The sequence below is a fragment of the Bradyrhizobium sp. LMG 9283 genome (assembly GCF_045571415.1).
Lineage (GTDB): Bacteria > Pseudomonadota > Alphaproteobacteria > Rhizobiales > Xanthobacteraceae > Bradyrhizobium.
Map to the genome: position 1 here is coordinate 7,244,476 of NZ_CP120691.1, position 15,014 is coordinate 7,259,489.

10 protein-coding genes and 1 pseudogene are annotated in these 15,014 nt (G+C 59.5%); 2 read left to right on the forward strand and 9 right to left on the reverse strand.

Features of this window, described 5'->3' with window-relative positions; translation table 11 throughout:
- Nucleotides 1–9: 9 nt before the first annotated feature.
- From P6U29_RS33855 to P6U29_RS33890, 8 genes and pseudogenes are all read right to left on the reverse strand, one after another.
- Nucleotides 10–2,049: an ABC transporter ATP-binding protein gene (locus tag P6U29_RS33855; protein ID WP_407114599.1), complete on the reverse strand. Its 2,040-nt coding sequence runs from the start codon at nt 2,047–2,049 to the stop codon at nt 10–12.
- Nucleotides 2,042–2,899, reverse strand: a complete 858-nt coding sequence (locus tag P6U29_RS33860) for an ABC transporter permease (RefSeq protein ID WP_407114600.1) — start codon at nt 2,897–2,899, stop codon at nt 2,042–2,044. Before P6U29_RS33860 ends, P6U29_RS33855 begins: the two co-directional genes overlap by 8 nt.
- Entirely contained in the window at nt 2,896–3,849 is a 954-nt protein-coding gene (locus tag P6U29_RS33865; RefSeq protein ID WP_407114601.1) for an ABC transporter permease, read from the reverse strand. Before P6U29_RS33865 ends, P6U29_RS33860 begins: the two co-directional genes overlap by 4 nt.
- Nucleotides 3,850–3,917: 68 nt before the next feature.
- Nucleotides 3,918–5,576 (reverse strand): ABC transporter substrate-binding protein, encoded by a 1,659-nt coding sequence (locus P6U29_RS33870; RefSeq protein ID WP_407114602.1) that lies wholly within the window; start codon nt 5,574–5,576, stop codon nt 3,918–3,920.
- A gap of 1,306 nt (nt 5,577–6,882) precedes the next feature.
- Nucleotides 6,883–7,053, reverse strand: coding sequence for a hypothetical protein (locus P6U29_RS33875; protein WP_407114603.1), 171 nt, complete (start codon nt 7,051–7,053; stop codon nt 6,883–6,885).
- A 1,882-nt stretch (nt 7,054–8,935) separates the two neighbouring features.
- The gene (locus P6U29_RS33880) at nt 8,936–9,064 is read right to left on the reverse strand and encodes a hypothetical protein (protein WP_407114604.1); all 129 of its coding nucleotides are present in this window, start codon (nt 9,062–9,064) and stop codon (nt 8,936–8,938) included.
- Nucleotides 9,065–9,396: 332 nt separating this feature from the next.
- Nucleotides 9,397–9,582 carry a tyrosine-type recombinase/integrase gene (locus P6U29_RS33885; RefSeq protein ID WP_407119485.1) on the reverse strand — a complete coding sequence of 62 codons (186 nt, stop codon included), beginning with the start codon at nt 9,580–9,582 and terminating at the stop codon, nt 9,397–9,399.
- 790 nt (nt 9,583–10,372) lie between these two features.
- A pseudogene (locus P6U29_RS33890) lies at nt 10,373–10,561 on the reverse strand (transposase); the annotation flags it as partial.
- 429 nt (nt 10,562–10,990) lie between these two features.
- Here P6U29_RS33890 and P6U29_RS33895 point away from each other — a divergent pair.
- Together P6U29_RS33895 and P6U29_RS33900 are read left to right on the forward strand one after the other, a co-directional pair.
- The gene (locus P6U29_RS33895; RefSeq protein ID WP_407119486.1) at nt 10,991–11,083 is read left to right on the forward strand and encodes a hypothetical protein; all 93 of its coding nucleotides are present in this window, start codon (nt 10,991–10,993) and stop codon (nt 11,081–11,083) included.
- A gap of 753 nt (nt 11,084–11,836) precedes the next feature.
- Nucleotides 11,837–13,492 (forward strand): class I adenylate-forming enzyme family protein, encoded by a 1,656-nt coding sequence (locus tag P6U29_RS33900; RefSeq protein ID WP_407114605.1) that lies wholly within the window; start codon nt 11,837–11,839, stop codon nt 13,490–13,492.
- 776 nt (nt 13,493–14,268) lie between these two features.
- On the opposite strand, the gene istB is transcribed toward P6U29_RS33900, so the two are convergent.
- A complete protein-coding gene (gene istB / locus P6U29_RS33905) occupies nt 14,269–15,012 on the reverse strand; it encodes an IS21-like element helper ATPase IstB (RefSeq protein ID WP_407114606.1) in 744 nt (247 codons plus the stop codon).
- Between the last annotated feature and the right edge of the window lie 2 nt (nt 15,013–15,014).

Sequence of the window (15,014 nt, forward strand, 5' to 3'; positions counted from 1 at the left end):
CAGGCCGACTTAGTTCGGTGGGGACTCAACAATCTGGACGCTGGCTTTGTATTGCCGCTGGAGACGCTCAAGGTCTACCGCTCGGATGTGGCACCGGATGACATGGCCGGGCTCCGCTTCGGTCAGTGGTGGCTCCAATGTCTCGCAGATTGCGCCAAGCTTGCGTGGGCATCGGTTTTGAAAGACGCACCCGAAAGGCGGATTGGCTGCGGATGGAATTTCCCCGGAGAGCCGAATGCGGGCATCTCGGGTATCATCGAGCTTGAGGGTCGCGGAAAGAAGCGCCTCGGTGTAGGGGTGGTTGGGTCCTTCGAATACGCGCTCCGATGGTCCCATCTCCATGATCCGCCCTAGGTAGAGAACGGCAATTCGATCGGAAAGATAGCGTACGACCCCGAGATCGTGAGAGATGAATACGTAACTGACATCCCGCTCTAACTGAAGCTCGGCAAGCAGATTCAGAATCGCAGCTTGAACCGAGACATCGAGTGACGAGGTGGGTTCGTCGCAGACTACGACGCGAGGGTCGCCGGCGAAGCTGCGCGCTATCGCCACGCGCTGCTTGAGCCCCCCGGAAAGCTGACGTGGGCGAAGGGCTAGATGGCGAGGCGCCAGACGGACTGCCTTCACGAGAGCGTCGAGACGGTTAGACAAATCGGCGCTTCGAAAACCGCCGAGCCTTCGCAACGCGCGACCGATGATGCGGGCGACGGAATGAGAGCGGTTTAGCGCAGAATCGGGGTTCTGGAAGATAATCTGTACCGCCTTCACCTCTTCATCCCGGCGCTGTCCGAGGCTGGCGGCAAGGGACTTGCCATCAAGTTCGATGATTCCGCCAAGATCGGGCTCGACCAAGCCAAGGAGCATTCGAGCTAGCGTAGTCTTGCCGGAGCCGGACTCGCCGACCAAGCCTAGTGTTTCCCCAGGTAACAAGCTGAACGAAACCTCGGTCACAACACGGATCGCATGACCGCCCTGGCTGTAAGTTTTCGAGAGATTGCTGACCCGTAGCACCGGCGCGGCCTCAGATGCAGGCTTCTGTCGCGCCACATCGCTCGGGAGGCTGCGAGGAAGGTCTGTCGCCCGATCAGGGTAATGACAACGCACGAGCCGACCGCCAGCATCCCGCAGCTCGGGAGTTTCTGTTCGACAGCGGTCGTCAGCGAGCGCGCAGCGCTCGGCGAAGGGGCAGCCGGGCATCAGCGCGCCAGGCGTAGGCAGGAAACCGGGAATAGTATTGAGCCGTATGTGAGCCTTCCGCTGCCCGCCCTGTGGTAGGCATCGCAGAAGCGCCACAGTGTAGGGATGGCGCGGCGAACCCAAGATCTCCCGCGTCTGCCCTTCCTCCACCAGCATCCCCGCATAAAGGACGCCAACGCGGTCGCACATCTTCGCCACCGCCGCGAGGTTGTGGCTGATGAATAGAATAGAGGTGCCAAGCTCGCGCCCAAGATCAGTGATGAGATCGAGGACCTCGGCCTCCACGGTCGCGTCAAGGCCGGTGGTGGGCTCGTCTAGGATCAGCATCTTCGGATCATTCGCCAGCGCCATGGCGATCGCCACCCGCTGCTGCATCCCGCCTGAAAGCTGATGCGGATAGCGTTGCATCACAGAGCCGGGATCAGCGATGCGCACTTTTTTCAGCATCTCGAGGGCACGATCTTCGCGCTCGGCCGGACGGACGCCCACGATCTCGAATACCTCCACCAACTGCCGGCCAACCGATATTGAAGGGTTTAGCGCTTTGCCGGGGTCTTGATAGACCATCGAGAGCTGTTTTGCCCGGAGTCGCCTTAGCGCTTCGGGCCCGAGTCGAATCACATCCGCCCCGTCGAGGATAACGGATCCGCCGCTGATGTTGCCGTTACGCGGCAGATAGCGCACCGCTGTCAGCGCCACAGTGGACTTGCCGCAGCCAGATTCGCCGACCAGCCCGTATGACTCACCACGTGCTATCTCGAAGCTTACGTCGCGTAAAACAGCGCGATCTCGCCCGCCGGCGCGATAAGTGACAGAGAGCCGGTCTAGGCGCAGTGTTGGCTCACTCATCGAGGACCCCTTGTAGCCCCTCGGCCAACATATTTACACCAATCACCAGGCTGGCGATGGCGGTCGCATCGAACAGGACCGTCCACCAATAGCCGCCGCTGATCATCGAATAATTCGTTGAGATCGACAGGCCCCAATCTGGCGAGGGAGGCTGCAAGCCGAAGCCGAGAAAACTCAGGGTAGCAACGGCGAAGATGGCATAACCGACGCGCACTGTGAATTCGACAAGCAGGGGCGGCAGTATGTTAGGCAGGATTTCGATAAACATGATGTGAGCTGAATTTTCCCGTCGGAGCTTGGCGGCAGCGACATAGTCCAGCTCCCGCTCCGATAGGACCGCAGAGCGGATGGTGCGTGCGATCACCGGACCGAAAGAGAAACCTATGACGATGATAACAGTCATCTCGGAGGTACCGAGCGCGACAATCGCCAGAAGCGCGACGATGACGCTCGGAACCGCCATCTTCGCCTCAATTAAGCGTGAGACGATTTCATCTACGATGCCTCTGAAATATCCGGTTAAAAGCCCGAGCACCGTGCCCACCACAGTCGCCAGGATCGTCGCCAGAGGCGCGACTGTGAGAATGTCGCGCGAACCGACGATGACGCGTGAAAAAATATCCCGCCCGAGTTGGTCAGTCCCGAACCAGTGTACTGGCGAAGGCGGGCCCAGTGCGTTCAAGACGTCCTCGGCGAGCGGATCGTAGGGCACGATTTGGAGACCGAACAGGCTGCAGAAAACCCAGAAAAGGACAATCAACACTCCTATGAGAAACGAGCCGGATCGCAACAGCGTTCGGAAAAACCCGCGACGCCGATTTCGGGCTGCAGAAATGCCGACATTGATCATTGGCTGCTGCCCATCCGAATTCGCGGGTTCAGTCGGGAGTAGAGCAAGTCAGCAGCCAATGTCGCCACGGCGTAGGTCATTCCGACGATTAGCACGCAAGCTTGCAGCATCGGGAAATCCTTGCGGCTCGCCGCGTTGTAGATCAGCGATCCGAGTCCTTGGTAACGGAATAATGTCTCCACTACCAAAAGGCCGCCAATTAGGTAGCCCGCCTGGCTGGCTACGACGGTAATCGTCGGTAGTAACGCGTTCCTGAGCACGTGCCGCCAAATGACCTGGCGCCATCGGAGTCCCTTCAAGACGGCCGTGCGGGTATAGTCAGAGTCGAGCGCCTCGATCATGCCCGCACGTGCCATCCGGGCGATGTAGCCGAATAGAACGAACACTAGCGGCATCGCGGGCAAAATCAGGTAGTAAAGCTGCGTTAGAGGTCCGGCGCCATCGGGCCATGCTGCAGATATTGGCAGCCACCGCAGCCATACGCCAAAGATCAGGATCCCAACTATCCCACTCACGAATTCCGGCATGGCGGCTGCTGACAGACCGCCAATGCTGACAATGCGGTCAACTGTGCGGTTCTTATTCAACGCAGCCACCACCCCACCGACGATCCCAAGCACCACGACGATAAAAAAGGCCACCGCCGCTAGCTTCAGCGAGTGGCCGAGCGCGGGAATTACGAAATCAACGACGGGGGCACGATAAATGTAGGATTGGCCCATGTCGCCCTGGATAAAATGCCAGATCCACGTTCCATATTGCACGAGAAGCGGTCTATCAGCGCCAAGCAGGTGATTCAGTTCATCTATCGCCTGCCGATCCGCGAAAGGACCTAGGATCATTAGACCGACATTGCCTGGTAGGACCTGCCCAAGAAAGAAAACAAGCAGGCTCAGGATGAAGAGCGTCACCAAAGACAATGCGATGCGTCGGAAAAGGAAACGGGCCATCGGTTGCTCAATTCGAGGAGAGCAGTGGTTGACCCGGGGTTGGCTCGCACCACCTTCTCTAGCCCACGTCACGACTTACCCGCATTTTGCAGGAAGAGCTGCAACATGCCCGTTGGTTGAACGCCGGCAATTCCCTTCTTCACCGCGGTAAGTTTATCGTAGAAATAGCCGTAGAGCACCGGCGTTTCTTGAAGCAGTAGCCGCTGGATCTTGCCTGCAACCGCCCGCTGTGCCTCGAGATCAAGTGCAGAGATATAACTTTTGGCTAGCGTGTCATATTCCGCACTCTTAAAGTGGGAAGCGTTCCAAGGACCATTGCTCATCAATATTGCCGTCAAAAAAACATTGGGCGCGCCGCGGTGGCCGAAGTCGCTAAAGCCTATAACCGAGTCGAGCCAAGGCGATTGGCCGGGGACTGCATTGCCGTAAAACGAACTTCGGCTCATCATGTTAAGCTTTAGATCGATGCCAATTTCCTTCACCCAACTCTGAATTAGCTGCGCATAGGCAGGAATTTCCAGATGTTGTGGCGCGGTCAGTGTGACCTGAAGGCCCTTTTCCAACCCCGCAGCCTTAATGAGCTCCCTTGCCGCGCGAATGTCCTGTTTGCGCTGCGGCACTGTCGGATCGGTCGAGGGATAGACCGGCGCGAAGGGACTGTCGTTGCCAACCGTGGCGCGCCCCTTCATAAGGCCCTGAACGAGTTTCTCGCGATCGAGGCACAGCGCTACAGCCTGACGAACTCGCGGATCCTTGAAGGGGCCGTCATCGCACTTCATGTGAACCGGCAGATTGGCGGACGATTTAATGCTGATGACATCTACAGTTGGGTCGTTCAGCAAGGCCACTCCGGCGAGCGCGGGAAGCGAATTTATGATGTCGACCTGTCCAGCCTGCAGCGCCAAGATTTGTGGTTGGATGTCCGCGAAGAAGATGAACTCTGTCTTCACAGGCAGTGCCTTTGGTCCCCAATAGTCGTCATTGCGCACGAAAGACGCGCCGACATTCTGGGTGAACTTCTCGAGCTTGAAAGGACCGGTTCCGTCCCAGGTCTTCTCGAAGTCCCGGGAATAGCTCGCCGGCAGGACAATTGCATTGTAGTTGCCGGACGATACCAAGTACGGAAAATTGCCGTTCGGACCATCGAGATGAAACGCGACGGTGTAGTCGTCTACCCTTCTGGTGCCGCCTTTTTGCAGGACTCCCTTAAAGACCGAGAGAGCGTCTGAGGAGTTTTTCGGATCAGCCAGCCGGTCCATGGTGGCAACGACATCGTCAGCTTTCATCTCGACGCCAGAATGGAACCTGACACCCTTGCGCAAAGAGAAGGTCCAGATAGTGCCGTCTTGGTTGGGCTTCCAGCTTGTAGCGAGGCAGGGCTGCAGAAGGTCCTGCGCATCGATGCAGAGGAATTCGCCGACCTGCTGGTACATTAGCAGTGCACCGGGGCCACCCCCAACAACGGGATCGAGGTTTGCTCCGGGCGATAGGCATGCAACTCGAATGGTGGCACCCGGCATAATGTTCGCCCGCGCTACAGCAGGAGCAGCGCCAAAGCCAGCTGCCAATGCAACCCGACCAAGAAATGGCAGCGACAAGCCAAGCAGACTGCCTTGCCGCACGAAATCGCGTCGACTCACGCGACCATCGACGTAGCCATCGATTAGGTGGTTATCGACAGAGGAGAGATTGCAGCGAAGATTGTCGAGCAGGTTGTTTCGTCTCATAGCAGACCCCCCTATTTTTTACTGTCATCAACAAGATAATGGAGCATGGCCAGAACTCACTCCGCCACACGCCCACATTGAGATTCTTAAGCGGCCAGCGCTTCGCCGTCGCATCTTCGTGACGTCGGTACACTTCACAAAGGCATTGTTCGCGTCCGGGGTAGCCCTTTCGCCAGTCCTTCCACTTCATCCTCTACAGCCGGCGTTGCGGGCCTTCGGATCTTGATGTTCTTTCTTGTCGGATCGCAGCTTCCTGATCGACAATTGCGCCGCCGGGACAGGCCTCCATGAGGCGCCTACCATCAACCAAATGGCACATTGTTTCTCCTCCCACGTTTTACTCTGCGACCTTGGAGGCGGCAGAAGTTTAGCTTTAACTTTCACGAAAAAATTATCCGGCTCCAAGCGCTGGATTTCACTAAATGTGCGCCTCGAAAGCAGGAATCCCGCGCCGTCTTGCCACAAAGTGGGGATTTATGTCGTTTGCAAACTGAGTGGGCGCGTGTTGAGCTTTGGAGCGATAAAGATGGCTGGCTGCGCCAGGTACGCTCGGTTAGGTCGGGGCCGGCATTCAAAACTACGTAATAGTGGGACGAACAACGCGCGCCCGCAGCGATTGACAAGCGGCTCCATCCGCCGACAGCTTGATTTTTCCGGCCGGATCAACGCGGTCCCAGGTCCAGTGCTCCATTTAACGCGCAGCTCGGGGTCATCGCCGAACATCCTGAAAGCATGCCCCATCACCCGCGAGATGGGGGCGTCGATCGCATTGGCCTTCGGCCGGTCCAGCCTGACTTCAAAGATGCCGTCTTCGTCGGGCGCAACGGTGTTTGCTCTTTTGTTGTTTCCAAGTACCAGCGGCGCATCGGCGATCTACGTGACCTTGCCCGTTCGCACACGATCAGCGGATTGACTCCAGCTCCTCGGCCTCACCGACGTGCTCGCGCCGGAATTCGGATATACGGCGATGGCGCCGTTCGCCGCCTCGACGTCGCCTGCCGCGATATCCATCGAGAGGGGAAAGAGCTTCAGGCCCCACAGTTCAGCTTCGATGTCGTTGCGGGCAGGAGGAGAGTGACACTGTCGCGCAGCAGCTCACCATTACCCAATACCCAGCGTCTCCACACCGGATAGCGGATCGCGTGTGAAGTCCGACGACAGTTCGGCCGGCACCGCTCACCATGCGTTCGATATATAAGTCCCTGCCCTGACGCGGAAAATCCTGCGTCGCGCAGCCGACCGGATTGCCATCTTTGAGGTTTGCACCGTACTCGGGCGCGAAATCTTCATGCATGCTCTCTCGTAGCTAAGACATCGTCACGCCTTGCGGCTTATTGATCTTCAGCGCAGCTTCGAAGACGCGCAAGATCGTCCAATATGAGGCAGCATTTGAGCAACGGTCGGGACGCGGAAATTCGATCACCGGCATATTGAAATCGAAGCCACCGGACATCATGGCAGTGAAGGCTTCGGTCATCGCCGGCTCGTTGTTCCAGATGTAGTTATTGGCCACCGCGACACGCGGCCCGAGCCTCGATTGGACGCGCGTGCGGTGCTGGTCGGTCAGGCAACGAAAATGGACCAAGAGCCCTTCCGCGCTGTTAGCCGTGATCGCCGCGTCGCCGCCCGAGCAGCCTGTCGACGGAGGCGCTCGCCTCGAAGCCGCACTACGAGGGGCGCAGAAGCTTCAGCTTCTCCATGAAGGCAGGCATTGAATTCACGCTGGCGATGCCAAGCCGCCGCAGGAAGGCGTCGGATGCGGCGTTCGAGCCGGCAAGCGGCGCAGTATGCTAAACTATCGCCTGCCGTGCCTGCTCGGAACCGGCCACCTGCACCAGCTTCACGCCCGCATACGTCTGCGATCGACTTCACCACTGTAAGCGCCCCCTCGGCTCGGAGCGCTATCTGCGATACGCGCGCAGCGCGCTGGTCAGCGCCTTCTGCAGCTGCTCGACCGCTGGCCAGCGCCGTGGCCTTCATCTCCATGTCTACCTCTGCGCAGACATGCGTCATGTCCCCACGCACGAACGATGTTGATATCGCCGCCGGCACGCAGCAGGTGGACCGCAGTCGTGTGCGGATGGTATGTAGGCTCACACGCTTGCCAAAGGACGGGACGGATCTGCTGGCCAACGCAGCGTGGTGTGCTACGACGCGGTGTATGCCAAACCCCGTATCGGCTGGCTCTGGCGGCTAATGAAGATAGCGTCATTCGGGTCGCGGCCCGCCACAAGGCGCATCAGCGATGCTGCAGAGAGAGGCCACAACGGACACATCCGTAGTTTGTTGCCCTTACCGAGGATGCGCCCCGCTGGTGAGTCGTCGAGCCGCAGATCGCCGATGCTCAACCGTCCGGCAGCGCGGGATCCACCGTTGCATAGATAGAGCAGCAACGCATGATCGCGGGCGCCCAGTACATCACGCGATCGGGCTGCCTGAGGAGCGCATCGATCTCGGTCTTCTCGAGTAGCCGATCAGAGCTTGGGTCGTCTTCTTGCAAGATTAATCGTAGCTCTGTACGACACGCAAGGTCGACCGGCGAACGCATTCCTCAAAGCGCGCCGGCAAATTGACCGCGCCTGAGTAGCGCGCGAAGCGCTGGCTGGCCTCCTGGAGCAGATCGGGGGTCATCCGAAGCTAGCGCTGGGTCGATTTGATATTGGCATCCCCAGATAGGTCGCGAACTGTGGCAAAACGCGCTGAACATCCTTGCCGGTGCGGTACAACGCTACACTGCAATGAACTGCTGCTGTGCGGTAGATCGTGCAGGCTGTGGCGGCCGCGCCTCGCAGGCAGGACAGCCGAAGTAGGCGGCGCGGCGGACGCGCTGAAACAACGTGACGACATGTTGGTAAGGCTATGCCTTCCCCGTGCGCGTTGTGAACAGGGCCGAGTGCTCGCCCGCCGGCATCGGCAGCTTCCGGCGACGGCTCCATTTGGGCAGGCAACTCCTGCGCGGGCTCGGGTCCGATCGGGGCGAGCCGCGTCTTTAAGAATTTGGTCTTGCGTCACGTGATGACGCGCTCGACGATGTCGACGTCCCGCAGCATTAGCCCGAGAGCTTCACCGATGCGCAGGCCGCTTCCATACAGCACAACGATCAAGGTCCGGTACATCGGTGCCTGCAGGCGGCTGTGGCCAACGAGCAGAGCGGATGCGACATCGACTAGTCGACGCGGCTTGTCGGTCGAGTAGACATACGGCGTTCGTTACGGTGGCAGCTTCGGCACGCTCGTGGGGAGGCATTGACATCACCCCTTGCGATCGCGAACCGATAAAGCCGCGGCTAGACTAACACCCTGCGCTTGATAACCCACGTCGCACTGGCGGGCCTGCCCCCGCAGGAACTCCGCCACGCGCTACGCTTGGATCTCGTCCACGCAGACATCTCCCGTCGCGCGGGCACACTGCCGCAATAACCGGTCCGCCGAGTCGAAGCGCATGCCGAGCGACCATTGCGGGGAAACATAGGCGACGATCAGCTTCATCGCAGATCCCCCAAGTCGAAGTCACCGACTTCAGGATGGGCTGAGAGGTGACCTTCGCGTATATGCTGGTGGCGGATGTGCTGCAGTAACCCAGGTGTTCGCCGATCTCCTTGAAGGACAGGGCAATCAGACGCGCGGCGCAGGCGTGACGCCAAGGCATGCGGGGCCGCGGTGGTCGATCTGAACGCCGAGCCCAGCCATCTGTGACTGACGACGCCTTAAATTGCGCCGGGGTCAGTGATCGCCGGGGCGACTGCAGGCCGATGAAGATCTCCTGGTGCCGTGTATTGGGGCGGACAGTATCGATGTAGGCGAGCGCTTCACCGACCGGATCAGTGGGTATGCTTCAGTTCTCGACGCTTCAGGCGAAATAGGCAGACGACGCGGTGCCTCCAGTCCACCTGATCAAGTCGCAAAGATGCAACCTCGTTGGAACGCATTCCATACAGCGCCAGCAATATCAGGATGGCGCGATCGCGCACGTCGCGTGGTCGGTTTGGCAAAATGTTCGCCCACATCCTCTGCACATCGGACCACGCCGACGCGAACGGCAGCGACTCCTGCTGATTGATCCGAGGGCCGCGGATCGCCACGGCCAGGCGCGGGTCACACGCCTCGAGAAATATCCGCAACGCTCCCGCGCTGCTGGATACTGAGGTGCGAGACCACGCGGAGTTCCTGCACTGATGAGGTAGTGGTCGAGGTCGCTTGGTCTCAGGTTGGACAGCTATCGATTAGTTGCCGAGCACCACTGTAGGAACGCTCGGGCCCGGTCTTGCCACTGCTGGATCGTCGATGGGCTGAAGCCCCTCTCGTCGCGCATCCACGCGACGTACGATCGAGCTCACTCTGGAACGTACCTCGATTACCGGCTCGCGCCACCATCCGAGATATCGGAGCCATGGCCGGGCAATGTCGGTCAGTCTCCGTCCGGTCGTACTTCCCTTATTAATCGACGTGCGCTGCCGCACCATCTCCAGCAACTGCTCCGCGCCGAGGCCTTGCGAGGCATTTGGCAGAAGCAAGCGAGCTGCCCACCGGAGCTCAGTGCTCTTCATCCGCAGCGTCGCGCGCGTAGCTCCGTGATCCGCGCAATGCTGGAGGTAGCGGGCTCGCTCAGGAGCTAACGGAGCATCGCAGTGCCGATGATCGGCGGCTTGGGTACGCAGCAGGCCCTCGGACATGGCGGAGCGAGCCTCCCGACGGAAGGCGTCAAGCAGGCCATTCAAGATTATGTGGCGTCAACAACACCCACATTTTATCATCCTCATCCACTACATGGCTGCGCAATATAATCTACGACGCAACGTAACCGGCGTAAGCGTCGGCCTGCATCAGTCCAGCATAGCCCGCCAGACGCTGCTCCGGATAGTCGCCGCCACGGGCCGGCGAGTAGAAGGACACAACCGCTGGCTCATCCTCGGACCAGCGCCGCCGCCGGCCTGCGCCCACTACTTCGAGCCGTTCGACTTTGTTGCTGCGCCTATCACGTTCCATAAGGACCGTTCTCAACAGGCCTCACTCGGCAAGGCGGCCTTCACCGGACGAATATGCTTCTCAGACATGAACATTGATCTCTCAGGCATGAATCGAGCGCGAGCTTTTCGCGCGCCTCATTGGGACTCATGACCTGCCGCACCCGCCAGCCAATCTCCACCTGCGCTCGTCAGGCGGTAGTGACCTTTTGTGCGTACGCAGATTTTCGACTGCATAAGGGCGCAAAATGCAGGCCGTTTATACTGACGCATTCCTGCAACTGATGAACTCATCGGCCTGCGCGACCTACGCGAGCAACCAGTACAACGAATGAACTTGCTATCACGACATACTAGCGTACATTCATCTGCGCCTCCTGGTTGAAGGCGAGATGAATCAATGCCGCACCACTCGAGCGCCGGCAAGGAGCGGATCGGCAGGATTTCCAAGATGGGCAACCCCTCGTTGCGCTCGCTCCTGGTTGCTGGCGCGACCGCGGTGATCACGCATGCGCGACGGCGCGCCCCATGTCGATGTGGCTGAGGCGGCTGCTCGAGCGGAGACCGACGAAGGTTGTGGCCATCGCCCTCGCCAGCAAGATGGCGCGGATCGCATAGGCCCTTCTCGCAAAGGGCGGCGTCTACAATCGGGTCTGCCTGCTATGTCGGTCACAGCATGAGCTCACGACGACCCACCCGACGAATTGGCCAGCCGGCTTCCGCGGTTGGTCATGGGCACGGCGCAGTTTAACCGTGATGACCAACGGGACGGCATCTCGATAGGGCGTGAGGCCGCGGACTCCCAAGCGCATCAAGCGCGTTGATTTGACTGGCCTCTACTATCGCGAACGTCATCAAGGCCGACGGCTTCTGTTCGCACAATTACAGGCCGGACATATGGGGGGACCGAACCCAAAGGTCATTCAGGCGACGGCGACCCTTGACCTCGGGGTCGTTCCACATATGGGAATCCCTTTCGATTCATTCAGCTCGGCGGACGATAGCAAAATGCACCCTCCTAGTTGGCAGCGACACTACAGATATTCCCCACCAGAGGAGGTAGTACCTCGATCTTAGCCCGCCGTGTAGAGCAGGGCGCAACTCATCACGATCGAAGCTCATACGATCGAAACTCATACGATCGACAGGTACACTAATGGCAGGCGTACTGCACGCCATCTGGAAACTCCGCCGCGCAGGATGCTTACTCTGCTGATCGGCAACCTCACTGACCCGTCAAATGGGAAAGGTTGCGTTCACGAACTTGTTTTTCTCTACCCTGACCCCGAGGCTTCCAATGATGCCCGTTACAATATTGGCGCAGACCCAGCTGCAAGAGCGCGTCGCAAACGCGTCGCGCAAAATCGAGGCGCTGGAATCCGCATATGAGACCATCACCGTTGGACAGCTGGTTTCAATGCGGGCGCAAACGCACGGCTCAGCGAGTGCAATCGATGTCTTTGAGCGCGGCGAACGCGCGACGTACTCCGAGTTGGACCGAGCGTCCAACAAATGTGCACGTGCGCTGCGTTCATTCGGCTTACGCAAGCGCGATCGCATCGGCGTGTTGCTATCCAATCGCATCGAATTCCCGATCCTATGGTTCGCGATTGCCAAGCTCGGTGCGGTGATGGTCCCGGTCGACATGCGTTACACGCCAAGAGAGATCGAATACGTTCTCAGCGATACACAGGCCAACTTCGCCGTCGTCGACGAGTCCGCATGGTCAGTGTTCTCCGCGATGGAGCGTTTGCCGCAAGACCTCGCCAAAGAGCGAGTAATTCTCGTTGGACAGTCTTCGGACGGGATCGCAACTACGCTCGATGAATTGCTCAAGGGCGCCGACGACTCTGTGGTGGAGGAGGATATCCGGCCCGACGACCTGTTGAACATTGAATATACCTCGGGAACAACGGGCTTTCCGAAGGGCTGCATGTTGACGCACGACTACTGGGGCGTGAGCTCGTACCAGGGGGCATGCGGGGACGGGCAGCCGTACCAGAGGTATCTTTCTACACAATCGTTCGCCGGCGGCGATGCTAAACAATATTTTCTGAGGTCGTATCGACAGGGCGGCACGCTCTACCTGGCTTCGTCATTCAGCTCGACGCGTTTCATTGGTTGGGTAAGGCAGCACCGCATCGAGTGGTGCGTGTTTCCCGAGCTGGTAGCGCGAAAGGCCGAGGCGGCCAATGAGGACGGCGCAACATGCCTGAAGCAGACCATGAATTGGGGCTGGAGTCCTGACAACGTACGCAATCTCCGGAAGCGGTTTCAAGTGCGCACCCAGGATGCTTATGGGATGACTGAAATCTACTTGGGCACACAAATGCCCAACGACTTTGACGAGATGGCCGACTCCGGTTCGGTGGGGATTTGCGCACCCTTTCGGAAACTGCGACTGATGAATAACGATGGGACGCCCACCCCGGTCGGCGAAGTTGGCGAGCTGTGGGTGAGTGGTCGTGGAATCTTTAAGGGCTATTGGAATCGGCCGGAAGAGAACGCTGCCTCATTCGAAGGCGAATGGTTCAAGACGGGGGACCTGCTGCGGCGCGACGAGTTGGGCTTTCATTGGCTGATAGGACGTACAAAGGATATGATCCGACGCTCGGCCGACAACATCGCTGCACGTGAGGTGGAGACCGTCATCCGCGAGATTCCCGAGATCGCGGATGTGGCAGCCGTGCCCGTTCCCGATGCCGAGCGCGGCGAGGAGGTCAAGATCTACGTGGAACTGAAAGAAGGTCTCATACCAGGCGACCTCCCCGTGGAGCGCATCCTCGAACATGCTCGTGCCGGCCTTGCTGCGTTCAAGGTGCCCCGGTACATCGCCTTTACTCCGGTGCTCCCTAGAGCCACCTCCAACAATAAAGTGCTCAAACGTGAGCTGACGGCCGTGCGCGATCCGCTTGCCGGCACGTACGATACTGAGGAGCAGCGCTGGAGGTGAGCCTAGATTGCCCAGAGCGACGAGCAGGCCATTGAATTTGTTAGTCAGGCCACCACGCGAGCGGCCTATGGGCTGCTTTTGAGTCCCCCTTTTTTGCGCCGGTGCCATGCTGGTGGACGCGGACGAGCGTGCCATCGATAAGGACTATTCAGAAATCAGGATGCTCGCAGTGCGCGTTGAAAAGCCGCACCAGACTCCGTCAGTGTCCAGAGCGCCTATGGAAGGTGAATCTGTTGCCGAACGCTTCCGGCATATCGCGCCATGATGAGCCAGTGCGCCGAACTCTAAGGAACGGCTTCGACAAAGAGTCCGGTGGTCACGTCCACTGCTGCCAGGGTCACCCGCTTTACCCGACAGCTCCGACGTGATCCGCTACCATAGGATCTCCATTTCAGCCTTGAATCGATTTTCTACCAATCTGGGAATCCCGGCTGTAGACAAGCCCTAGTACGCATCCTACTGAAGCGCCTGAATCGATCGGCGAACATTACTTGGGATCCGATGATTGGTCATGCCTGCGGATTCCGCCGAAGTCGCCCGGGTGTACCGATTTGAAGTCGCCCGGGGATTCCGAGACGATGTCGCCCACCTCTCCGATTTGATCTCGCCCGGGGCGAGGCGTTCTGGCCGGTTGGTTCTCTGGCATCGGTCAAGCCTCGTGGTCAATCTGGAATCGCCGCTTGAATCTGCTTTTTGTTCTGCTGCCGTTGCTGTGGGCATGTGGGCAACGCCTTGGCGTTGTCCAAGCGAAGCGGCATGTCCACAGCGTCACGGGCTCAGGACTTTCGGGCGGATTGCCGGGTTCGGCGCAAGCTTTCGCCGGAGAGATCGAGCCGATGGGCGTTGTGGACGAGGCGATCGAGGACGGCGTCGGCGTAGGTGGTATCGCCGATGAGCGCGTGCCACTGGTCGACCGGGAGTTGGCTGGTGACGAGGGTCGAGCGGCGGCCGTAGCGATCCTCCAGGATCTCCAGGAGGTCATGACGGGCGCCGGCATCGAGCGGCTCGAGCCCCCAATCATTGAGGATCAGCAGATCGACACGGCCAAGGCCGCGCAATAGGCGTGGATGGCGGCCGTCGCCGCGCGCGAGAGCGAGGTCATCGAACAGCCGCGGAACACGTTGATAGAGCACGGAGCGATTATCACGGCAGGCCTTGTGGCCGAGCGCCGAGGCGAGCCAGCTCTTGCCGACGCCGGCCGGGCCGCAGATCAGCAGGTTGGCATGGTCGTCGATCCAGCGTCCCTCGACAAGCTTGGCAAACAGTGGGCGGTCGAGGCCGCGCGGGGTGCGGTAGTCAATGTCCTCGACGCACGCCTGCTGGCGCAGCTTGGCGTAGCGCAGGCGAGTGGCGAGCCGTTTGTCGTGCCGCAGCGAGGCTTCACGTTCGAGCAGCAGAGCAAGCCATTCGGCGTGACCGAGGCTGCCAGCCTCGCCGGCGGCTTCGATGTCGGCGAAGGCCTTGGCCATGCCGTGGAGGCCGAGCGCGTTGAGCCGGTCGAAGGTCGGATGGGTGAGCAAGG

Coding starts and splice junctions, on each gene's coding strand:
- P6U29_RS33855 (WP_407114599.1), bottom strand. CDS start 2,049: ATGAGTGAGCCAACACTGCGCCTAGACCGGCTCTCTGTCACTTATCGC.
- P6U29_RS33860 (WP_407114600.1), bottom strand. CDS start 2,899: ATGATCAATGTCGGCATTTCTGCAGCCCGAAATCGGCGTCGCGGGTTT.
- P6U29_RS33865 (WP_407114601.1), bottom strand. CDS start 3,849: ATGGCCCGTTTCCTTTTCCGACGCATCGCATTGTCTTTGGTGACGCTC.
- P6U29_RS33870 (WP_407114602.1), bottom strand. CDS start 5,576: ATGAGACGAAACAACCTGCTCGACAATCTTCGCTGCAATCTCTCCTCT.
- P6U29_RS33875 (WP_407114603.1), bottom strand. CDS start 7,053: ATGACCGAAGCCTTCACTGCCATGATGTCCGGTGGCTTCGATTTCAAT.
- P6U29_RS33880 (WP_407114604.1), bottom strand. CDS start 9,064: ATGAAGCTGATCGTCGCCTATGTTTCCCCGCAATGGTCGCTCGGCATG.
- P6U29_RS33885 (WP_407119485.1), bottom strand. CDS start 9,582: ATGTGGGCGAACATTTTGCCAAACCGACCACGCGACGTGCGCGATCGC.
- P6U29_RS33895 (WP_407119486.1), top strand. CDS start 10,991: ATGGGCAACCCCTCGTTGCGCTCGCTCCTGGTTGCTGGCGCGACCGCG.
- P6U29_RS33900 (WP_407114605.1), top strand. CDS start 11,837: ATGATGCCCGTTACAATATTGGCGCAGACCCAGCTGCAAGAGCGCGTC.